Source organism: Pseudorhodoplanes sp., assembly GCF_059499825.1.
This window is the reverse complement of the sequence record NZ_JCABZI010000021.1, coordinates 149,599-170,264: the sequence shown is the minus strand read 5'-3', so window position 1 is coordinate 170,264 and position 20,666 is coordinate 149,599. Positions and strand designations below refer to the sequence as shown.

General features: G+C 62.6%; 19 protein-coding genes. 16 read left to right on the top strand and 3 right to left on the bottom strand.

Annotated elements, in window-relative coordinates:
* Positions 1-16: 16 nt before the first annotated feature.
* From AC5I5I_RS25820 to AC5I5I_RS25810, 3 genes are all read left to right on the top strand, one after another.
* A complete protein-coding gene (locus tag AC5I5I_RS25820; RefSeq protein ID WP_495978020.1) occupies positions 17-553 on the top strand; it encodes a phosphonopyruvate decarboxylase in 537 nt (178 codons plus the stop codon).
* A gap of 23 nt (positions 554-576) precedes the next feature.
* Positions 577-1,155 (top strand): thiamine pyrophosphate-dependent enzyme, encoded by a 579-nt coding sequence (locus AC5I5I_RS25815; protein ID WP_495978018.1) that lies wholly within the window; start codon positions 577-579, stop codon positions 1,153-1,155.
* A 69-nt stretch (positions 1,156-1,224) separates the two neighbouring features.
* Complete coding sequence (locus AC5I5I_RS25810; RefSeq protein WP_495978016.1) at positions 1,225-2,199, top strand: Bug family tripartite tricarboxylate transporter substrate binding protein; 975 nt, start codon at positions 1,225-1,227, stop codon at positions 2,197-2,199.
* A gap of 35 nt (positions 2,200-2,234) precedes the next feature.
* On the opposite strand, the gene AC5I5I_RS25805 is transcribed toward AC5I5I_RS25810, so the two are convergent.
* Complete coding sequence (locus tag AC5I5I_RS25805) at positions 2,235-3,002, bottom strand: SDR family NAD(P)-dependent oxidoreductase (protein ID WP_495978015.1); 768 nt, start codon at positions 3,000-3,002, stop codon at positions 2,235-2,237.
* Between the two features lie 178 nt (positions 3,003-3,180).
* Between AC5I5I_RS25805 and AC5I5I_RS25800 the strand changes: the two genes are divergently transcribed.
* Positions 3,181-3,516, top strand: coding sequence for an ArsR/SmtB family transcription factor (locus AC5I5I_RS25800; protein ID WP_495978013.1), 336 nt, complete (start codon positions 3,181-3,183; stop codon positions 3,514-3,516).
* Positions 3,517-3,520: 4 nt separating this feature from the next.
* Positions 3,521-4,024, top strand: a complete 504-nt coding sequence (locus AC5I5I_RS25795) for an SRPBCC family protein (protein WP_495978011.1) — start codon at positions 3,521-3,523, stop codon at positions 4,022-4,024.
* 72 nt (positions 4,025-4,096) lie between these two features.
* Here the strand turns inward: AC5I5I_RS25795 and AC5I5I_RS25790 are convergent, their stop codons facing one another.
* Positions 4,097-5,107, bottom strand: coding sequence for an alpha/beta hydrolase (locus AC5I5I_RS25790; RefSeq protein WP_495978009.1), 1,011 nt, complete (start codon positions 5,105-5,107; stop codon positions 4,097-4,099).
* Positions 5,108-5,382: 275 nt separating this feature from the next.
* Here AC5I5I_RS25790 and AC5I5I_RS25785 point away from each other — a divergent pair, with 275 nt between their 5' ends.
* The 9 genes from AC5I5I_RS25785 to AC5I5I_RS25745 all read left to right on the top strand — a co-directional run bounded on the left by AC5I5I_RS25785 (position 5,383) and on the right by AC5I5I_RS25745 (position 17,725).
* Complete coding sequence (locus AC5I5I_RS25785) at positions 5,383-6,873, top strand: hypothetical protein (protein ID WP_495978007.1); 1,491 nt, start codon at positions 5,383-5,385, stop codon at positions 6,871-6,873.
* A gap of 548 nt (positions 6,874-7,421) precedes the next feature.
* On the top strand, positions 7,422-8,432 hold the full coding sequence (locus AC5I5I_RS25780; protein WP_495978005.1) for a Bug family tripartite tricarboxylate transporter substrate binding protein: 1,011 nt from the start codon (positions 7,422-7,424) through the stop codon (positions 8,430-8,432).
* Between the two features lie 64 nt (positions 8,433-8,496).
* Positions 8,497-8,997 (top strand): tripartite tricarboxylate transporter TctB family protein, encoded by a 501-nt coding sequence (locus AC5I5I_RS25775; RefSeq protein ID WP_495978003.1) that lies wholly within the window; start codon positions 8,497-8,499, stop codon positions 8,995-8,997.
* Positions 8,998-9,041: 44 nt separating this feature from the next.
* Entirely contained in the window at positions 9,042-10,544 is a 1,503-nt protein-coding gene (locus tag AC5I5I_RS25770; protein WP_495978001.1) for a tripartite tricarboxylate transporter permease, read from the top strand.
* Positions 10,545-10,678: 134 nt separating this feature from the next.
* The gene (locus AC5I5I_RS25765) at positions 10,679-11,392 is read left to right on the top strand and encodes a GntR family transcriptional regulator (protein ID WP_495977999.1); all 714 of its coding nucleotides are present in this window, start codon (positions 10,679-10,681) and stop codon (positions 11,390-11,392) included.
* A 21-nt stretch (positions 11,393-11,413) separates the two neighbouring features.
* The gene (gene oxc, locus AC5I5I_RS25760; RefSeq protein WP_495977998.1) at positions 11,414-13,141 is read left to right on the top strand and encodes an oxalyl-CoA decarboxylase; all 1,728 of its coding nucleotides are present in this window, start codon (positions 11,414-11,416) and stop codon (positions 13,139-13,141) included.
* A 388-nt stretch (positions 13,142-13,529) separates the two neighbouring features.
* Positions 13,530-14,846, top strand: coding sequence for a formyl-CoA transferase (gene frc, locus AC5I5I_RS25755; RefSeq protein ID WP_495978065.1), 1,317 nt, complete (start codon positions 13,530-13,532; stop codon positions 14,844-14,846).
* 166 nt (positions 14,847-15,012) lie between these two features.
* Positions 15,013-15,939: a methionyl-tRNA formyltransferase gene (locus tag AC5I5I_RS25750; RefSeq protein WP_495977996.1), complete on the top strand. Its 927-nt coding sequence runs from the start codon at positions 15,013-15,015 to the stop codon at positions 15,937-15,939.
* Positions 15,940-16,027: 88 nt separating this feature from the next.
* Entirely contained in the window at positions 16,028-17,725 is a 1,698-nt protein-coding gene (locus AC5I5I_RS25745) for a formate--tetrahydrofolate ligase (RefSeq protein ID WP_495977994.1), read from the top strand.
* A gap of 263 nt (positions 17,726-17,988) precedes the next feature.
* Here AC5I5I_RS25745 and AC5I5I_RS25740 read toward each other — a convergent pair whose 3' ends face one another.
* A complete protein-coding gene (locus AC5I5I_RS25740) occupies positions 17,989-18,681 on the bottom strand; it encodes a hydrolase (protein ID WP_495977992.1) in 693 nt (230 codons plus the stop codon).
* A 129-nt stretch (positions 18,682-18,810) separates the two neighbouring features.
* On the opposite strand from AC5I5I_RS25740, the gene AC5I5I_RS25735 reads away from it, so the two are divergent.
* Both AC5I5I_RS25735 and AC5I5I_RS25730 read left to right on the top strand, forming a co-directional pair.
* Positions 18,811-19,716 (top strand): LysR family transcriptional regulator, encoded by a 906-nt coding sequence (locus AC5I5I_RS25735; protein ID WP_495977990.1) that lies wholly within the window; start codon positions 18,811-18,813, stop codon positions 19,714-19,716.
* A gap of 135 nt (positions 19,717-19,851) precedes the next feature.
* Complete coding sequence (locus AC5I5I_RS25730; RefSeq protein WP_495977988.1) at positions 19,852-20,541, top strand: glutathione S-transferase family protein; 690 nt, start codon at positions 19,852-19,854, stop codon at positions 20,539-20,541.
* Positions 20,542-20,666: the final 125 nt, after the last annotated feature.

Here is a 20,666-nt window from a genome sequence, read left to right as displayed (position 1 = left end):
GCGGAAGGTGGATGGCTTGAACGTGGTTCCAAGTGAGGCGAGGGCGGCCGGCGGCTGGCGCGACGAGGTCTGGTCGCACTTCATGCGCGAGAATATCGAACTGTTCGCCTATCTGCCCGATGGCGGTCTCGATTTCCTCATCAGGCGCCTGCATGCCGAAACCCCGAACCGCGCGGTGATGCTGACGACCGAGGAAGAGGGCGTCGGCGTCTGTTGCGGCGCATGGCTGGGCGGCAAGCGCAGTGTCATGGCGATCCAGAGCAGCGGCGTCGGCAATTGCATCAACGCATTCTCGCTCGTCACCAATTGCCGCTTTCCGCTTTTTCTCCTGGTCAGCATGCGTGGCGAATTCGGCGAGGGAAATCCCTGGCAGATTCCCATGGGCCGGATCACGGCGGAAAGCCTTAAGCTTGCGGGTTTCCACGTCTTCAGCGCCACGCGCGAGGACGAAGCGGCGGCACTGGTCGCCGGCGGTCTGACGATGACGTTCCGTTCCGAGGAGCCGGTGGCGGTGCTGCTGTCGCAGCGCCTGCTCGGCGCCAAGGCGATGTAAGAAGGCGATGTGAGAAGGCGGCCATGACCGAAGCATTGAAACGCCGCGAGGTTGTGCCGGCTCTGCTGGCGGATATCGACAAGGAACTGATCGTCTGCGGCCTCGGCTCGCCGGTATCGGACGTGATGGCTGTCGGCGACCGCCCGCTGAATTTCTATCTGCTCGGCGCCATGGGGCTTGCGACCTCGGTCGGACTCGGCCTCGCGCTGGCGCAACCGGAGCGCAGCGTGATCGTGATCACCGGCGATGCCGAACTGATGATGAATTCCGGCGCGCTCGCGACCATCGGAGCCAAGAAGCCACGCAATCTGTCGGTCGTCGTGCTGGATAACGAACGCTTCGGCGAGACCGGCGAACAGGTGAGCCATACGTCGGCCGGTATCGATATTGCCGGGATCGCTGCCGCAAGCGGTTTTGCCGCGACCGAAACGGTCAGCGAGATGTCGCGCATCGCCGATGTGAGGCGGCGCATGACCGGCCACGCGGGGCCCTACCTTGCGGTCATCAAGATCAAGGCCGAACGCAGTCCGGTTATAATGCCGCCGAAAAGCGGCGTGATCCTGAAATCGAGATTCCGGCAGGCGCTGCTGGAGCAATATTAGCGGACATGTCCGCAGCAAGATCCAACCAGAGTCGCACAAAGCGACCATAGTTCATCAGGGAGTTGATCGATGATGTCACGCTTTGTGTGTTCCGTTCTCACGGCCGCCTGCGCCCTCGCGACCGTTGTGCTTCCGGCCGCCGCCGACAATTTTCCATCGCGCCCGGTGACCATCATCGCGCCGTGGCCTCCCGGCGCCGGCGTCGACACCATGGCGCGCATCCTGCAGCCAAAATTCTCCGAGGCGCTCGGTCAGCCGGTGGTGATCGAAAACCGGCCGGGCAGCGCTGGCAACAACGGTGCGGCCGCCGCCCTGCGCGCGGCGCCCGACGGCTACACGCTGCTGCTCAGCGTCAATGCCACGGTGGTGATGAACCCGTTCACCTACAAGAATTTCCCATTCGACCCGGCCAAGGACATGGTCGGCATCAGCCGGATGACCGAGACCTATATGGCGCTGGTGGTTCCGGCGTCGTCTCCGATCAAGTCGATCAGCGACCTCATTGCCGAAGCGAAGAAGCAGCCCGGCAAACTCAGCTACGGCAGCGCCGGGCATGGATCGGGGCATCACATCGCGGGCGAAACGCTGAACCGGAAGGCCGGCATCGAAGTCATGCACGTTCCGTTCGTGGGCACCGCGCCTGCGGTGACCAACGTGGTCGGCGGGCATATTACGATGACCTATGCGACGCTGCCGACGGTCGTCTCCTTTGTCGAGAATGGCCAGTTGCGGATCATCGGCATGGCCGAGGACAATCGCGTCAAGTCTCATCCGGAGGTGCAGACCATCGCCGAAGTGGTCCCGGGCGTGACCACCGCGACCTGGTACGGGCTGTTCGCACCGGCCGGAACGCCGCAGCCGGTGATCGACCGGCTCTACAAGGCGGTGCGGTTTGCGCTCGACGATCCGGATACGCAGAAGAAGCTGGAAAAGTCCGGCTTTTCGCTGGTCGGCTCGACGCCAGCCGAACTCGACGCGCGGGTGAAGCGGGATCTCGTCTATTGGCGCGATACCATTCGCGACGCCGGCATCGAACCGAAATAGCGTTTCGCCGAGTTAAAAGCCGGAACGCGAGGCGGTCAGATCATCATCTGGCCGCCATTCACATGGATCACCTGGCCCGAGACAAAGCCGCCGCCCTCACCGGCGAGGAACAGGCAAGCCTCGGCGATGTCGTCGGGCGTGCCAAGACGGCGCACCGGAATTTCCGCCGCCAACTTTTCCACATCGACATGCTTGTATTGCGACCAGTCGCGCGCGGTCTCGATCATGCCCGGCGCCACGGTGTTGGCGGTGATGCCATCCGGCCCGAATTCGCGGGCGATCGCCTTGCTCAGTCCGTGCACGCCGAATTTCGCCGAAACGCTGTGCGCGCGATGTGTGACATGCGCGAAGAATCCCGAGAAGCCGGAGATGTTGATGATCCGGCCGAATTTGCGCTCGCGCATCATCGGGATGACATGGCGCGCGAGATAAAACGCCGCCGACAGGTTGGTGCGGATCACATCGTCCCAATCCTGCGGGGTGATGTCGAGGAAGGCGGCATAGGGCCGCTTGCCGACATTGGAGACGGCGATGTCGACATGGCCGTAGGTGTCGCGGGCGAGCGCGACCATGCGCGCGATGTCCTCGTCTCGCGAGACGTCGGCGAGACAGGCGATGGCCTCACCGCCGCCGCGCCTGATCTCGTCCACCACCGCGTCGAGCGCGGCCTGGTCGCGATGGCCGTTGACCACGAGACGCGCGCCGGCTTGCGCGAAAGCGAGCGCGATGGCGCGCCCGATATTGCGGCCCGAACCGGTAACGATGGCAACACGGCCGGCGAGGGGCGGAGTTTTATCGGTCACGGCGCATGTCCAGGTTCAATGATGATGCGTGAAATCTCTAGCAGCCCCGGCTGACCCGTTGAAGCATTTCGGACTCCAATCCACGTTGGAAGTAGCTCGGTCGGCTGCAATCTAATAGTTAGCCAGACCGGAAAGTATTTCTTGACTGGCGCCAACTGCCGATTTAATACTTTCCGTAATGGCTAAGTATTCAACCGATCTCGACATGGCTTTTTCGGCGCTCGCCGATCCGATCAGGCGGGCGATCGTCAGTCGCTTGTGTGAGGGACCGAAATCCGTGAGCGAGCTTTCCGAGCCGTTTCGGATCGCCCTGCCTTCGTTGCTCAAGCATGTGCGCGTGCTCGAGCATAGCGGGCTCGTCAGTTCGGAGAAAATCGGACGCGTCCGAACCTGCCGGATCGAGGCTCACGCGCTGCAGGCGACGGAAGCGTGGATCCACCAGCATGTCGCTGCGTGGGAGAAGCGGCTCGATCGCCTGGAGGCGCATGTCGAACGCATGAAGAGAAAGAGATAGGACGATGAAAGAGTCATTCGAAAAGTCCGCTTCCCCCTGGCAGGACTGGCCTCTCGATCGGGAAATCGTCCTGAGCCGGGTCATCGACGCGCCGCGGAACCTCGTTTACGACGCGTGGACCGACCCGGATCAGATACAGGCATGGTTCGGGCCCGAAGGCATGGCGATCGAAACGAAGGAGATCGATCTTCGTCCCGGCGGTGTCTGGCGTTTCGACATGGTCGCCCCCGATGGCACGCGCTACACCAACCGTATGGTCTTCCTCCGCATGGAAGCTCCGGCCCGCATCGAGGTCGAGCATGGGTCGGATCAGGATAACGATCCCGGCCGCTTCAGGATGCTCGTCACCTTCGATGAACAGAGCGATGGCAAGACCGTTCTCACGCTCCGTCAGATGCATCCGTCCAGCGAACAGCGCAAACGGACGATCGGGTTCGGGGCGGTCGAATATGGCGGGCAAACGCTGTCGAAGCTCGCCGCGCATGTCGCGAAGATCCGGCGCCACTAGGCGCGAGCCCGCCGGACGTATCGCCTGGCCCGGATTGACCGCTTCCAGATTCGGGATGCCGGCTGCGCGACGCTACTGATGATATTGCGGCAGCCGATTAAGAATGTCGGCAATCGGGTCGGCCGTCCATGCCTGGGTGACATAGTCGCGGTGCGAATCCTCGGAATGTCCGGGGATGAATACGACGCTGCCTGGCGCAATATTGCCGTTGAGCGATCTCTGGATCGCGATGCCCTTGTCTGCGAGATCGCGCTGCAATTCGAGATTGCGTGCGCGGGTCGAGCCGAGATAGCCGCTGATAAAGAAGCCGTTCCGGTTCGACAGGATCCATTTTTCGAACTGTTCCAGTTCTCCGTAAAGCGAATCCATCAGCACGATGCCGCGCAGCCGGTCCTTGAAATGGCCGAGCCGCAGCGCCCATGCGGTCGGCACATAGCCGCCGCTATAGCTGACGAGAATGATCGGCATCTTGAAAAAGGTGCGCACGGTCTTCGGCTGGCCCAGCATCAGCGCGAATTGCTCGGCCGCCTCGCTCAGGAATTCATCAATGAAGCCGGGCTCCCAGAACGCGCCGGGCGAGGAATCCGCGGCATCGACGGCGAATTGCGGGGCGACCACCACCGCGTTCGCATCCGAGCGGGTGATCTGGGCGGCGACCTGCTGACGGTCGCGGACATCGCGGTCGATCCTGGCGCCATGGCCGTGGAAGAACACCACGATCACGGCAGGCTTGCGGATGTCGAAGCCCTTCGGGATATGCAGCAGCACTCGCGGATCGGTATAGGTGTCGTTCTCCCAATAAACCTGCCCGCGCGCGCCGCGCCGCCCGAACCGGCCCTCGTAGAAGACATTGAAGAACGGCTTACCGGTGACAGGATTTTTGCCGTCATAGGGGAACGGGGCGGATTCGAATTCCATCACCCGGGTGCTGCCCGGAAAAGCGCCAAGTCTGGGCCGGGGCAAGCGCATGACCGGGCGCGGGCGAGGCAGCGGGATGACTAGATTTTCGGCACTGGCCTGCGCGGTCGCGATGATGCCGTGATCGGACGGCAGGATGCATGCGATCGCTGCGATCGCGATCACTAATCCTGTCAATGCGTTCAGGCCCATGCCGCTCGGGCACTTGGCTTTCGCGCATGGCTCCAAGGTTGCCATCGGGCTAGCGTCCGAGATGAGACTCTTTAAACTTTCAGGGCGTATCCGCTACGCTGGACGAATCGAAACAAACCGGGCACCGGCTAATATCGAATCACGACCGGAACATGGTCATGGGCGTCAATGATACCCCTGCCGCCAAGCCCGTGGGTTAACGCTTCTCCGGTCCGCATGTCGTTCCCGACCACAGGCATTCAATCACAATGGTCCACTTCCCGCGCTTTCTGACCCCGGCTCTCGCGGTCGTCCTCGTTGCGGCCGTGACTCCTGCCGCTCAGGCCCAGTTCTTCATCTTCGGCGATCAGCCGCAGCGCAAACCGCCGGTGCGCCAGGGACCAGCGCGCGAAGCGCCCGCGCGTGAAGCCCCGGCACCGCTGCCGGCGCAGGCCTTCGTGCCCGCCTCCTATGCCGAAAAGGCGAGTTTCAACGATACCGCCCGCTTCCTCGCCGGTCTCCCGCCGGTCGAAAGCGGAGCGCTGGATCAGGTCACGCGCGACCCATCGTGGCAAAACCACGCCGCCTCGTTCAACAAGTCCTGGGGCCAGCTTGAGTCGCAGCGGCTGTCGAAGATCCGCGCCTGGTCCGCGTCCCATATCAAGGACCGCGCTGGCATGCCGCTGTACTACATGTTCAGCGGCCCGGATTTTCTTTACGCCAATGCGTTCTACCCGGATGCCTCGACTTACATCCTGAGCGGCCTCGAGCCGGTCGGGCGCATCCCGGTGATCAACGACTATACCCGCCGTGCGCTCGGTAACCTGCGCTCGTCGATGGCGTCGTCGATCTCGCTCAGCTTCTTCATCACCAAGAACATGAAGCATCAGCTGCGCGAAACCGCCTTGTCGGGGACGCTGCCGATCCTGATGGTCTATATCGCGCGCGCCGGGAAGACGATCGACGACATCAACCTGGTGACGCTCAGCCCCGAGGGCACCGTCGCGCCGGTCGAAAGCGGTGCGCCGCAGCGCGGCGTGCAAGGCGTCCGGATTACGTTTCACAGCCCCGGAAAGCCGAAACAGACGCTGTATTACTTCTCGACCGATGTCTCGGATGGCGGCGTGAAGAATTCCGGCTTTCTGAAATTCGTCGACAGCTTCGGCAGGGGTGACGCGCTGTTCAAGGCGGCATCCTATCTGCCGCATAGCGGCGGCTTTTCGCAGGTGCGCGACTTCATCGTCGGCAAGGCCGATTACATCGTGCAGGACGATTCCGGAATCCCTGTCGTTTATCTGAAGCAGGATCAATGGGCCTTGCATCCCTTCGGCCGCTATCTCGGGCCGATCGCAATCTTCCCCGGTCGCCATCAGAACCAATTGGCTGAAATCTATCGGCGCGGTCCTTACAAGCCGATCGACTGGGGCATGGGCTATCGCTGGCGCACCAACGAATCCAACGTTCTGCTCGCGGTTCGCAAGGATATCGGCACCCAGGAGAAATTGCGTCCGGCGATTTCTGAAAGTCCGGTGCAGAAGCCGCAACCGGTCGAAGCTGCGACGCCGGCCGCTCCGGCGGAAGCGACTGCGCCTGCGACGACGGCGACCACGCCGGCAGCACCTGCTGCAAGGGCGGCAGAGCCCGTGAAGGCCGAGGCTTCGGCCCTGCCGGCGGGGACTTCGCCGACCCCTGCGACAGAGGTGCAGGCGAAGCCATCCATGCCGACGGACGCCGCGCAGCAACCGACGTCGTCGCAATAGACGAAACGACTAGACCCTGCGGCTTGGATCTCCGACGTCGGTCACATGATCGATCGGCGCAGGACGTCTCGCAAACTCCGACAATGCATCGACCGTGATGCGCGCCGGTGCGTTGACGACTGAGCGCGTCACGCACCGGCTATTGTCCAGGGTCGCGTTCGTCTGTGCGGGCCCCGGCTGGCGCCGCTGAGTAACCGCACGATGCTTGCGTCATTCTGCATCCAGTCTTTTTCCCGCAAGGTTCGGATGACTCGGCGTCGTGATCACCAACCACGCTGTCTGCTTGGTTTTCTTTGTGCGCTGCAGTGAAAAATTGTTGCGCTGCGTCGACGATATTTTCGTCCGGCAGTGCTCCAATATTTGTCGTTACGTCGACGTTATTATGAATAATTCTCTTTTCAAATTTGGTTTGATGTGCCTACCCTGTGCTTCTACGGGAGCTCGGCTGGCAGAAGCGAAGATGTCGCATGGATGCCGACCGAACTTGTGGCAACGCTATCGAAGCTGGCACAGACTGGCGCGATCTAATCGATGGGAGAGGAACGCCTATGAAAATTTCGAAAGCGCGTATTGCTGTTGGAGCACTTGCCGCGTTGACTGCCGGTAGCTTCGCGCTGCCGGCGAATGCAGCATGGGAGCCAACGCGCCCCGTGGAATTCATCATCCCGGCCGGTACCGGCGGCGGCGCCGATCAGATGGCGCGCGCGATCCAGGGGATCGTGACCAAGCATAATCTGATGAAGCAGCCGATGGTCGTGATCAACAAGGCTGGCGGCGCCGGTGGCGAAGGCTTCCTGGACGTGAAGTCGTCGGCGGGCAACCCGCACAAGATCATCATCACGCTGTCGAACCTGTTCACGACGCCGCTTGCGACCGGTATCCCGTTCAGCTGGAAGGATCTCACGCCGGTTGCGATGCTGGCGCTCGACGAGTTCGTGCTCTGGGTGAACGCCGACAAGCCCTACAAGAACGTCAAGGATTATGTCGACGCGTTGAAGAAGGCGCCTGCCGGCTCGATGAAAATGGGCGGTACCGGCTCCAAGCAGGAAGACCAGATCATCACGGTTGCGCTGGAGAAGGCGACCGGGACCAAGATGACCTACATTCCGTTCAAGGGCGGCGGCGAGGTCGCGGTCCAGCTGGTCGGCAATCACGTCGATTCGACCGTAAACAACCCGATCGAGGCGGTCGCCCAATGGCGCGGTGGCAAGCTGCGTCCGCTCTGCGTGTTCGACGGCAAGCCGCTCGAATACACGGAAAAGGTCACTGCGGACATGTCCTGGTCCGATATCCCGACCTGCAAGTCGCAGGGTATCGACATGGAATATCTGATGCTGCGCGGCATCTTCATGTCGCCCAAGGCCACCAAGGAGCAGGTCGACTTCTACGTCGAGCTGTTCAAGAAGGTCCGCGAGACCCCGGAATGGAAGTCCCTGATGAACAGCGGTGCGTTCAACACCACGTTCATGACCGGTGACGAATACGCCAAGTGGGTCGCGAAGGAAGAAGATCGCCACAAGGCGCTGATGAAAGACGCCGGCTTCCTCGCCGGAAACTGATCGAGACCAGGGCCGGCGTCCGATGGGACCGCCGGCCCCTTTTTTTCTCCCGCCCGAGGTTATTATGAATACACAAGAGTCACACGGTTCCGGTCCGTCGCACAAATCCGTCGAGGTCGGCGTGGCGCTGCTGGTCATCGCCTTCGGCGCCCTTGCGATCTTCGGCAGCATCAGCGCCGGGATCGGTTGGGGCGCAGAAGGGCCGAGAGCCGGGTTCTTCCCGTTCTATATCGGGATTGCGATCGTGATCTCGGGCGCGGTGAACCTGTGGAGCGCGGTTCGGCCGGATGCGCCGGGTGGGATCTTCGCCGAATGGAGCCAGCTTCGGCAGGTTCTGAGCGTCGTGATCCCGGCGACGATCTACGCCTTCGCCGTCGGATATATCGGCATCTACGTCTCCTCCGCCATCTTCATCGCGTGGTTCATGCGCTGGCTCGGCAAATATGGCTGGACCACCGTCGCATCGGTCGCGATCGGCATGCCGCTGATCGTCTATTTCGTTTTCGAGAAGTGGTTCCTGGTCGCGCTACCGAAGGGCCCGGTTGAGCAATGGCTCAATCTGTAACCATGCGCATGTCGTCTTAACGGGGTTGGTTCGGGGCAACGACGATGGAAGAACTCACAAATCTGTTTCACGGCTTCGCGGTGACGCTCCAGCCGTTCAACATCATGGTGATGGTGATCGGCATCGTGCTCGGCATCCTCATCGGGGTGTTGCCGGGACTGGGCGGCGCCAACGGCGTCGCCATCCTGTTGCCGCTGACCTTCAGCATGTCGCCGACTTCGGCCATCATCATGCTGACGTGTATCTACTGGGGCGCGCTGTTTGGCGGCGCCATCACCTCGATTCTATTCAACATACCGGGCGAACCATGGTCGGTCGCGACCACGTTCGACGGCCATCCGATGGCGCAGCAGGGTCAGGCCGGCGAGGCTTTGACCGCAGCCTTCACTTCGTCATTCGTCGGCGCCTTGTTCGCGGTCATCATGATCACGCTGGTCGCGCCGCTGGTCGCGAGTTTCGCCTTGCAATTCGGGCCGGCGGAGAAGTTCGCCGTTTATTTCCTCGCCTTTTGCAGCTTCGTCGGCCTGAGCAAGGAGCCGCCGTTCAAGACCATCGCCTCGATGATGATCGGCTTCGCGCTGGCCTCGGTCGGCCTCGATGCCATCACCGGGCAGCTGCGCCTCACCTTCGGCTTCACCGAACTCCTGAGTGGCTTCGACTTCCTGATCGCGGTGATCGGCCTGTTCGGTATCGGCGAAATCCTGCTGACCATGGAAGAGGGGCTGAACTTCCGCGGCGGCAAGGCGAAGATCGACATGAAGGTGGTGCTGCGCACCTGGGCCCAGCTGCCCAAATACTGGATGACCTCGCTGCGCTCCTGCATCATCGGCTGCTGGATGGGCATCACGCCCGCCGGAGCGACGCCGGCATCGTTCATGAGCTACGGCATCGCCAAACGCGTCTCCAAGAACGGACGCAATTTCGGCAAGGGTGAAATGGAAGGCGTGGTCGCGCCGGAAACCGCGGCGCATGCCGCCGGCACCGCGGCGCTGCTGCCGATGCTATCGCTCGGCGTGCCGGGTTCGCCCACTGCGGCGGTGCTGCTCGGTGGCTTGTTGATCTGGGGTCTGCAGCCCGGGCCGATGCTGTTCGTCGAACAGAAGGAATTCGTCTGGGGCCTGATCGCCTCGATGTATCTCGGCAACCTCGTCGGCCTCATCATCGTGCTGACCTGCGTGCCGGTGCTGGCGGCGATCCTGCGGATTCCGTTCAGCATCATCGCGCCGATCATCCTGGTGCTGTGTGCGATCGGTGCCTACACGGTGAACAACAATACCTTCGACGTCGTGATGATGATGGTGTTCGGCGTGCTCGGTTACGTCTTGAAGAAGTGCAATTACCCGTTGGCTCCGCTGGTGCTGGCGCTGGTACTCGGGAAGATGGCGGAGGAATCCTTCCGGCAGTCGCTGCTGGCGTCGCAGGGCGGCCTCGGGGTCTTCTTCTCCAACGGCCTGGTCTCGTCCATCATGATCCTCGGCCTCATCGCCTTGTTCTGGTCGGCGATCCAGGAGGGCTATACGCGGCTGCTGCGGCCCAAGGCGGCCTGACGGTCGATGACCCGCGTCCGGAGAGCCGGGTGCAGGACAGGCGAACCCATTGAACCGGGCTCTGGAATATTGTATTCCAGAGCCCGGAACACGGTGCAGGGATGAACTCGGACACGACAAAGACTGTGGGAACTTTGGCCAGCCGCCCGCGCGGGGCGGAGGGCGAGGCCCATCGGCTTGCGATCGAGCCGATCGACACCTCGTTCAGCTTCAAGAACAAGGCCTATGTCGCCCTCAAGAACGTGATCGTGGCGATGGACATCTATCGCAGCCGCAGCGACATCCGGCTCGACGAGCGCCAGCTGGCCCAGGATTTCGGCATCAGCCGCACCCCGGTCCGGGAAGCCATGGCCCAGCTTGAGCGCGAGGGCTTCGTGCGCTCGGTGCCGCGTCGCGGCGTCTACGTCGTGCGCAAGACCAAGAAGGAAGTGATCGAGCTGATCACCGCCTGGGCGGCGCTCGAAGGGATGGCGGCGCGCCTGATCACCCAGAACGCCAGCGCCGATGTGACCTCGCTGCGCGACATGTTCGCGACCTTCGTCGACGGCGAGCTGCGCGCCCATCTCGACGAATATTCCGAAGTGAATATCGAGTTTCATCAATCGATCATCCGCATGAGCGGAAACTCGGTGCTGATTGATCTCGCCGAAAATCTGTTCACCCATATGCGGATGATCCGCCGCAAGACCATCGTCGAACGCGATCGCGTCGACCGGTCGATCCGCGATCACATGAACATTATCGAGGCGCTGGAAGCGCGCGACACCGCGCGCGCTGAAGCTCTCGTGCGCGATCACGCGCTCGGCCTTGCCGAGCATGTCGCGCAATATGCCGATTATCTGGATTGAGTTTTCGAGGGGAGTTCAGTCATGGCCGAAGCCGCGGTCGCCAAGAAGCCGGAAGCCGAGCGGGAATTGACCGACGGATTCAATCTCATCATCGATGCGCTGAAGCTGAATGGTCTCGACACCATCTATGGGGTGCCGGGGATTCCGATCACCGACTTCGGCCGCATGGCGCAGGCCGAGGGCATCCGCGTCCTGTCGTTCCGGCATGAGCAGAATGCCGGCTATGCCGCCTCGATCGCCGGCTTCCTCACCAAGAAGCCGGGCGTCTGCCTCACGGTGTCGGCGCCGGGCTTCCTCAACGGCCTGACCGCGCTTGCGCATGCCACCACAAACTGTTTCCCGATGATCCTGATTTCCGGCTCGTCCGAGCGGGAGATCGTCGACCTGCAGCAGGGCGACTATGAGGAGATGGATCAGCTCGCGATCGCCAAGCCGCTCTGCAAGGCCGCCTACCGCATCCTGCATGCGCAGGACATCGGCATCGGACTGGCGCGTGCGATCCGCTCGGCGGTGTCGGGACGTCCGGGTGGCGTCTATCTCGATCTGCCGGCCAAGCTGTTCGGTCAGGTGATGGACGCCGAGGCCGGCCGCAAGTCGCTGGTCAAGGTGATCGATGCGGCGCCAGCGCAAATCCCCGGACCGGACGCGGTCAAGCGCGCTCTGGATGTGCTGAAATCCGCGAAGAAGCCGTTGATCATTCTCGGCAAGGGCGCGGCCTATGCCCAGGCCGACGACGCGATCCGTCAGTTCGTTGAAAAGAGCGGCGCACCGTTCCTGCCGATGAGCATGGGCAAGGGCCTGCTCCCGGACACGCATCCGCAATGCGCCGGTGCGGCGCGTTCGACCGTGCTGAAGGATTCCGACGTCGTCATGCTGATCGGCGCGCGACTGAACTGGCTGCTCTCGCACGGCAAGGGCAAAGCCTGGGGCGACGCGCCGAAGAAATTCATCCAGATCGACATCGAGCCGAAGGAGATGGATTCCAACGTCGAGATCGTGGCCCCGGTGGTCGGCGATATCGGCTCCTGCGTCTCCGCGATGCTCGACGGCATGGGCGCCAACTGGCCGGCGCCGCCGGCTGACTGGACCAACGCCGTCAGCAAGAAGCGCGAGGAAAACATCGCCAAGATGGCGCCGCGGCTGATGAACAACAACTCGCCGATGGATTACCACGGCGCGCTCGGCGTGCTGCGCAATATCATCAAGGAGCGGCCGGACGCGATCCTGGTCAACGAGGGCGCCAACACGCTCGACCTCGCCCGCGGCATCATCGACATGTATCAGCCGCGCAAGCGTATCGATGTCGGCACCTGGGGCATCATGGGCATCGGCATGGGCTATTCGATCGCCGCTGCGGTCGAGACTGGCAAGCCGGTGCTGGCGATCGAGGGTGACAGCGCGTTCGGCTTCTCTGGCATGGAGATCGAAACCATCTGCCGCTACAACCTGCCGGTCTGCGTGGTCGTGTTCAACAATGACGGTATCTATCGCGGCACCGACGTCAATCCCGCGGGGGACGATCCGGCGACGACCGTGTTCGTCAAGGGCGCCCGCTACGACAGGATGATCGAGGCGTTCGGCGGCGTCGGTGTCAACGCGACGTCACCCGACGAACTCAAGCGCGCCGTCAATGAGGCGATGGATTCCGGCAGGCCGACGCTGATCAACGCGGTGATCGATCCGGCAGCGGGCAGCGAATCCGGCCGTATCGGCAATCTCAATCCGCAGAGCGCGCTGAAGAAGAAGTGACGCGGCTGACCAATTTGAATGTGAAGGCAATGTGATCCGCTCGTCCCCGCGAAGACGGGGGCGCAGAGCAACCGAAGCGATGCTCCTGGATGTCCGCCTGCGCGGGCATGGGCGGGAAATGGAGAAAATGATGGCAAAGAAAGCGAAGTCGAAAGCCCGTAAACCGGCCAAGCCCGCCAAAGCGAGTGCCAAGTCGAGTGCCAAGTCCCGTGCGAAGCCCGCGGCGAAGAAGGGCGCGGCAAAGCGATCGACCAAGGCCTCCTCGTCGAAAGGCAAGATCCTGCGCACCGTTGCCGGTGGCCTCGCCACCGCTGCGCTGGCGGCAGGCGCGGCAGCTGCCGTGAAGGGCGCACGCGGCAAGGCTGCCAACGGCAAGGCGAAATCGGCCATGCCGGCCCCCTCGAAGAAGCCTTTCGGCGAGGCCGGCAAGGCCCTCGACGGTGTGCGCATTCTCGACTTCACGCACGTGCAGTCGGGCCCGACCTGCACCCAGTTGCTCGCTTGGTTCGGCGCCGACGTGATCAAGGTCGAACGCCCCGGCGTCGGCGACATCACCCGCGGCCAGCTGGTCGACGTGAAGGGCGCGGACTCGCTCTACTTCACCATGCTCAACCACAACAAGCGCTCGATCACGATCGATTCGAAGCATCCGCAGGGCAAGCGCGTGCTCAACGAATTGATCAAGAAGTGCGACGTGCTGGTCGAGAATTTTGCGCCCGGCGCACTCGATCGCATGGGGCTGACCTGGGAGCACATCCACAAGCTCAACCCGCGCATGATCGTCGCATCGGTGAAGGGGTTCGGCCCCGGACCGTATGAAGACTGCAAGGTCTACGAGAATGTCGCGCAATGCACCGGCGGTGCGGCCTCGACCACCGGTTTCCGCGATGGTCTGCCGCTGGTCACCGGCGCGCAGATCGGCGATTCCGGCACGGGCCTGCATCTGGCGCTCGGCATCGTCGCCGCGCTCTATCAGCGCAATCGCACCGGCCGCGGCCAGCGCGTGCTCGCCGCCATGCAGGACGGCGTGCTCAATCTCTGCCGCGTCAAGCTGCGCGACCAGCAGCGGCTCGCGCATGGTCCGCTCACTGAATACAGCCAGTATGGCGAGGGCGTGCCGTTCGGTGATGCGACGCCGCGCGCAGGCAACGATTCCGGCGGCGGTCAGCCCGGCCGCATTCTCAAGTGCAAGGGCTGGGAGCAGGATCCGAACGCCTACATCTATTTCATCACCCAGGCTCCGGTCTGGGGTGCGATCTGCGACGTGATCGGCGAGCCGACCTGGAAGACCGATCCGGAATACGCCTCGCCCAAGGCGCGTCTGCCGAAGCTCAACCAGATCTTCGAGCGCATCGAAGCCTGGACCATGGGCAAGACCAAGTTCGAGGCCATGGAAATCCTGAATGAGTTCGATATCCCGTGCGGCCCGATCCTGTCGATGAAGGAGATCGCGGAGGACGAGTCGCTGCGCAAGACCGGTACGGTGGTCGAGGTCGATCATCCGGTGCGCGGCAAGTATCTGACCGTCGGCAATCCGATCAAGATGTCGGACTCGATCTCGGACGTGAAGCGCTCGCCGCTGCTTGGCGAACACACCGACGAAGTCCTGACCAAGGTGCTGGGCTTCGACAAGAAGACCGTGGCCGAGATCAAGAATTCGGGCGCGCTGTCGGCGCCGGAAAAGGAAGGCAAGGCGGCGGCGTAATTCTTTTCTTCACCTCCCCCCTTGAGGGGGAGGTCGCTCGTCGGAGCACAGCGACGGCGAGCGGGTGGGGGGTACTGCAAATACATTGCTTGCTGTTGACCCCCCTCCCTAACCCTCCCCCGCAAGGGGGGAGGGGACGCACTGAGTTCGGGGAGGGATTGAGAGAATGCGTATCGTGGTTCACGGCCAGCAGGCCTTCGGCAAGGCCGTGCTGGAAGCACTGCTCAAGCGCGGCGAGAATGTCGTTGCGGTTTACGTCGCGCCGGAAAAGCCGGGTGCGAAAGCCGATCCGCTGAAGGAAGCCGCGCTTGCCGCGAAGCTCCCGGTCTATCAGCCGTCCTCCTATAAGGACGAGAATGTCTGGGAGGAGTTCAAGGCGCTGAAGCCCGACCTGCAGGTGATGGCGTTCGTGACGCTGTTCGTGCCGGAAGAATTCCTCAACATCCCGACCCATGGTTCGATCCAGTATCACCCGTCGCTGCTGCCGCTCTATCGCGGTGCGTCGGCGATCAACTGGCCGATCATCAAGGGCGAGAAAGAGACCGGCCTGTCGATCTTCTGGCCCGACAACGGCCTCGATACCGGTGACATCCTGGTCCAGAAGACCACGCCGATTTCCGACAAGGACACGCTGGGCACCGTCTATTTCGACCGGCTGTTCCCGATGGGCGTCGACGCGATGCTCGAGTCGGTCGATCTGGTGAAGGCCGGCAAGGCGCCGCGCATCAAGCAGGATCACGACAAGGCGACGTATGAAGGTATCTGCGGCCCCGGCAATGCGCATGTCGATTTCGGCAAGCCGTGGGAGCAGATCGACCGGTTGATCCGTGGCTGCAATCCGGCTCCGGGTGCGTGGGCCACGATCAACGGCGCCAAGCTGAAGATCTTCGACGCCACGCCGTTGCCCGCCCGCGATCCCAAGGGCATTGCCGGCAAGGTCGGCGAAGTCGTCGTTGTCGATGCCGACAGCGTCACGGTGGCCTGCGCCGACGGCCGCATCAAGCTCACCCGCGTGCAGGCCGATGGGCCAAAAGTGGGCGCAGGAGAATGGGCCGCATCCGCAAAAATCGAAAAGGGTGCACGCTTTTCGTGATTTCTTTTTCTCTCACACAGTGTCATTGCGATACGCAGCGCAATACCCGCGTTACGCGCCGTCGTGACCATTTCCTGGATCGATAAACATGCCCGCCTCACAGCATCAGAAGCCGCTCTCCGATATCGAAATCGCCCAGGCTGCGAAGCCGAAGCGCATCGCCGACATTGCCAAGGACAAGCTTGGCATCGCCATCGAAAATCTCGAGCCTTACGGCCACTACAAGGCCAAGGTGTCGATGGAATACATCAAGACGCTGAAGGACAGGAAAGACGGCAAGCTCATTCTCGTCACGGCGATCTCGCCGACGCCTGCGGGCGAAGGCAAGACCACGACCACGGTCGGGCTCACCGACGCGCTGAACTTCATCGGCAAGAAGGCGATGTGCGCGCTGCGCGAGCCGTCGCTCGGTCCGTGCTTCGGCGTGAAGGGCGGCGCCGCCGGCGGTGGTTATGCGCAGGTGATCCCGATGGAGGACATCAATCTCCATTTCACCGGCGACTTCCACGCCATTACCTCGGCGCATAACCTGCTGTCGGCGCTGATCGACAACCACATCTATTGGGGCAATCCGACCGGCATGGATTCCCGCCGCGTCGCCTGGCGCCGCGTCGTCGACATGAACGATCGCGCGCTGCGCGAAATCGTCTGCTCGCTCGGCGGCGTCGCCAACGGCTATCCGCGCGAAGCCGGCTTCGACATCACCGTGGCCTCCGAGGTGATGGCGATCTTCTGCCTCGCCAAGGATCTGGAGGACCTCAAGACCCGGCTCGGCAACATCATCGTCGGCTATACCCGCGACCGCAAGCCGATCCGCGCCAGCGAGATGAAGGCGCATGGTGCGATGACCGCGCTCCTGAAGGACGCGATCGCGCCGAACATGGTGCAGACGCTCGAAGGCACGCCCGCCTTCATCCATGGCGGCCCGTTCGCCAACATCGCCCATGGCTGCAACTCGGTGTCGGCGACGACCACCGCGCTGAAGCTTGCCGATTACGTCGTCACCGAAGCCGGCTTCGGCGCCGATCTCGGTGCCGAGAAGTTCCTCGACATCAAGTGCCGCAAGACCGGCCTGAAGCCCGACTGCGTCGTCATCGTCGCCACCATTCGCGCGCTGAAGATGCATGGCGGCGTCAAGAAGGAAGACCTCAAGAAGGAGGATCTGAAGGCGCTCGAAGCCGGCATGTCCAACCTTCAGCGTCATATCGAGAACATCAAGAAGTTCGGCCTGCCGGCGGTGGTCTCGATCAACCGCTTCTCGGCCGACACCGAAGCCGAAATCAAGCTGGTGAAGGAAAAGTGCGCGGCGCTCGGCGTCGAGGCGCTGATGGCCGATCACTGGGCGATGGGCGGCGAGGGCGCGGCCGATGTCGCCAAGGCGGTGGTCAAGGTCATCGACGAGGGCAAGGCCAACCTGAAGCTGCTCTATCCGGATGACATGCCGCTGTTCGAGAAGATCCGCACCATCGCCAAGGAAATCTACCGCGCCGATGACGCCACTGCCGACAAGTCGGTGAAGGATCAACTCAAGGCGTGGGAAGAGATGGGCTTCGGCCATCTGCCGGTCTGCATCGCCAAGACCCAGTATTCGTTCTCGACCAACCCGGATGCCAAGGGCGCGCCGACCGGCTTCAATATCCCGGTGCGCGAAGTGCGGCTGTCGGCGGGCGCGGAGTTCATCGTCGCGGTCTGCGGTGAGATAATGACCATGCCGGGCCTGCCCAAGGTGCCGTCGGCGGACACGATCGACGTCAATTCGGACGGCAAGATCGTCGGGCTGTTCTAGTCGTCAGAGATAATCTTCCGAAAACTCGAAACCCCTTCCGGCTCACGCCGGAAGGGGTTTTTCTTTTTTGACAGGGCACAATCTCTGATCCGTCACCCTGAGGTGCCCGCGCAAAGCGCGGGCCTCGAAGGGCGACGGCCCGAGCGATGGCCGTGCATCCTTCGAGGCTCGCACGCAGCCAAGTTTACGCTGGCAGCGTAAACTTGGCCGCGATGCTCGCACCTCAGGATGACGGTTCGATCTGTTGCGATCGATGAGCGAACTTACTTCGCCGGATTCGGCCCGACGCGCTCGCCGTGCTTCACCCGCTCCGGTGCCTTGTGCACCAGCGTGTAGGCGTAGTCGACGCCCATGCCGTAGGCGCCCGAATGTTCCTGCACCAGCGCGATGGTCGCGTCGTAGGTCTTCTTGCGCGCCCAGTCGCGCTGCCATTCCAGCAGCACCTGCTGCCAGGTGACCGGGATGACGCCGGCCTGCACCATGCGGTCCATCGCATATTTGTGCGCATCGGCCGAGGTGCCGCCGGAGGCATCGGCAACCATGTAGATCTCGTAGTCGCTGTCATTCATCGCCGAGAGCGCGAACATCAGGTTGCACACTTCGGTCCACAGACCCGACACCACGATCTTCTTGCGGCCGGTTGCAGCCAGCGCATCGCGCACATTCTGGTCGTCCCAGGAGTTCATCGATGTGCGCTCGAGAATCTTGTGCTCCGGATAGACCGCAAGCAATTCCGGATAGGTGTGGCCGGAGAAGCTTTCGGTTTCGACGGTGGTGATGGTGGTCGGGACGTTGAACACCTTGGCGGCCTTGGCCAGCGCGACGACGTTGTTCTTCAGCGTCTGCCGGTCGATCGACTGCACGCCGAAGGCCATCTGCGGCTGCTGGTCGATGAACAGGAGCTGGCTGTTCTCGGGCGTCAGAAGGTCAAGGAAGTTGGGTGTCGACTTGGTCATGGGGTCTCTCCGTTTGCGTCTGCTGGAGCCGCCATCGGCTCTTCGATTTGATGCAGAGACCTTATTCGGATGACATGATCGCAACAATCTGGTAAAATAAAAACATATTGGTTCCAAAAAGGACGCAATATGGACCGGCTGGACGCGATGCGAGCCTTCGTGCGGGTGGTGAACAGCGGCAGCTATGCCGAGGCGGCCCGCCAGCTGGGGCTGACCCGATCGGCGATCTCGAAGGCGGTGACCGAACTGGAGCACCATCTTGGTGCGCGGCTGCTCGATCGCACCACACGGCGCGTGACGCCGACCGAAGCGGGCCGCGCCTATCACCAACGCGTCGCCGGCATCCTGGCCGATGTCGACGAGACCGAATCCGCCATCTCACGCCTGCATGACGAGCCAAAGGGCCTGCTGCGGGTCAATGCGCCGATGTCGTTCGGCACGCTTTACCTCGCGCAGGCGATTGCCGATTTCATGCTGGCTTATCCCGATCTGCGGATCGAGGCGATCATGAACGACCGCTTCATCGATCCGCTGGAAGAGGGCGTCGATGTCACGGTGCGGATCGGCGTGCTGCAGGACTCAAGCCTGATCGCGCGCAAGCTCGCACCGGCGCGGCGCGTGCTGGTGGCATCGTCCGCTTATCTGAAAAGCCACGGAATTCCGGCGACGCCCGCCGATCTCGCGGATCATCGCGCGCTCAATTTCGGCCACGCCTCGGGACAGCAGCGCTGGCAATTGCAGGACGGGGACGAGGTGGTGAGCGTGCCGATCGACGCGGCGCTGTGCTCGAATAATGGCGATGTCCTGCGCGCTGCGGCGGTCAACGGCAACGGCATCACGTTATTGCCGACATTCATGGTCGGCCCGGATATCGCGGCCGGCCGGCTGTCGATCGTGTTGCCGGATCATCCGCCGGTCGGGCTCGGCATCTACGCGCTGTATGCGCCGAACCGTTACCTGGCCGCCAAGACCCGGGTGTTCGTCGATTTCCTGTCCGCGCGCTTCGGAGACCGGCCGGACTGGGACCGGTTTTGAGGGTGCCTCGCTGGCCGTCGGGGAGGGCTAAGGGGCATGCGACCCAGTCATGGCCAGACCCCTCACGCGGCTCGCATTTCGTGATACTCAAGGCGCGCCACGCGCGCCCATGACGCGCGATGACGGGAGATACAAATGCTCAAATTCTATTACAGCGGCGCGCCCAATCCGGTGAAGGTCGCGCTGTTCCTTGAAGAAGCCGGTATTCCCTACGAGGCGATCCCGGTCGATACCCGCAAGGGCGACCAGCACCAGCCGGACTTCCTGAAGATCAATCCGAATGCCAAGGTGCCGGTGATCGTCGATGGCGATGTCACGGTGTTCGACTCCAACGCCATTCTGCTTTATCTCGCCGACAAGACCGGCAAGTTCCTGCCGCCGGCATCCGACAAGAACCGCGGCGAATTGCTGTCCTGGCTGATGTTCGTCGCCTCGGGCGTGGGCCCGTTCTCCGGCCAGTCGGTGCATTTCCGCCATTATGCGCCGAAGGACGGTTCCGATTACGCGGTGAACCGCTATGTCTACGAAGCCCAGCGGCATTACGGCGTGGTCGATGCCCGCCTTGCCACCCGCAAATACATGGTCGCCGACACTTACACGATCGTCGACATGGCATTGTGGGGATGGGCGCGGATGGCTCCGTTCGTCGCGGGTGACGATACCTGGACGAAATTCCCGAACCTGAAGCGGCTGGTCGACGAGATCGGCGCGCGTCCGGCGGCGAAGATTGCCAATGACCTGAAGAATCGCCACGCCTTCAAGACCGATTTCGACGATGAGGCGCGCAAGGTCATGTTCCGCCACACCGAAGTGAAGGTGGCGTAGCGTTCTTCCCTCTCCCCACTTTAGTGGGGAGAGGGTGCCTCGCGAGCGCCGCAGATAAGTCTACGCAATCTGCGCAAGCTTGTTGCGCCGAGCGAGGCGGGTGAGGGGCATCTATCGAGATTGCA

Excerpts from the sequence above, each read along its gene's own strand:
- AC5I5I_RS25795 (WP_495978011.1), top strand. The coding sequence starts at position 3,521 with ATGAAAGAGTCATTCGAAAAGTCCGCTTCCCCCTGGCAGGACTGGCCT.
- oxc (WP_495977998.1), top strand. The coding sequence starts at position 11,414 with ATGGCCGAAGCCGCGGTCGCCAAGAAGCCGGAAGCCGAGCGGGAATTG.
- AC5I5I_RS25735 (WP_495977990.1), top strand. The coding sequence starts at position 18,811 with ATGGACCGGCTGGACGCGATGCGAGCCTTCGTGCGGGTGGTGAACAGC.
- AC5I5I_RS25780 (WP_495978005.1), top strand. The coding sequence starts at position 7,422 with ATGAAAATTTCGAAAGCGCGTATTGCTGTTGGAGCACTTGCCGCGTTG.
- AC5I5I_RS25730 (WP_495977988.1), top strand. The coding sequence starts at position 19,852 with ATGCTCAAATTCTATTACAGCGGCGCGCCCAATCCGGTGAAGGTCGCG.
- AC5I5I_RS25770 (WP_495978001.1), top strand. The coding sequence starts at position 9,042 with ATGGAAGAACTCACAAATCTGTTTCACGGCTTCGCGGTGACGCTCCAG.
- AC5I5I_RS25815 (WP_495978018.1), top strand. The coding sequence starts at position 577 with ATGACCGAAGCATTGAAACGCCGCGAGGTTGTGCCGGCTCTGCTGGCG.
- AC5I5I_RS25810 (WP_495978016.1), top strand. The coding sequence starts at position 1,225 with ATGATGTCACGCTTTGTGTGTTCCGTTCTCACGGCCGCCTGCGCCCTC.
- AC5I5I_RS25800 (WP_495978013.1), top strand. The coding sequence starts at position 3,181 with ATGGCTAAGTATTCAACCGATCTCGACATGGCTTTTTCGGCGCTCGCC.
- AC5I5I_RS25745 (WP_495977994.1), top strand. The coding sequence starts at position 16,028 with ATGCCCGCCTCACAGCATCAGAAGCCGCTCTCCGATATCGAAATCGCC.
- AC5I5I_RS25750 (WP_495977996.1), top strand. The coding sequence starts at position 15,013 with ATGCGTATCGTGGTTCACGGCCAGCAGGCCTTCGGCAAGGCCGTGCTG.
- AC5I5I_RS25740 (WP_495977992.1), bottom strand. The coding sequence starts at position 18,681 with ATGACCAAGTCGACACCCAACTTCCTTGACCTTCTGACGCCCGAGAAC.
- AC5I5I_RS25775 (WP_495978003.1), top strand. The coding sequence starts at position 8,497 with ATGAATACACAAGAGTCACACGGTTCCGGTCCGTCGCACAAATCCGTC.
- AC5I5I_RS25785 (WP_495978007.1), top strand. The coding sequence starts at position 5,383 with ATGGTCCACTTCCCGCGCTTTCTGACCCCGGCTCTCGCGGTCGTCCTC.
- frc (WP_495978065.1), top strand. The coding sequence starts at position 13,530 with ATGCCGGCCCCCTCGAAGAAGCCTTTCGGCGAGGCCGGCAAGGCCCTC.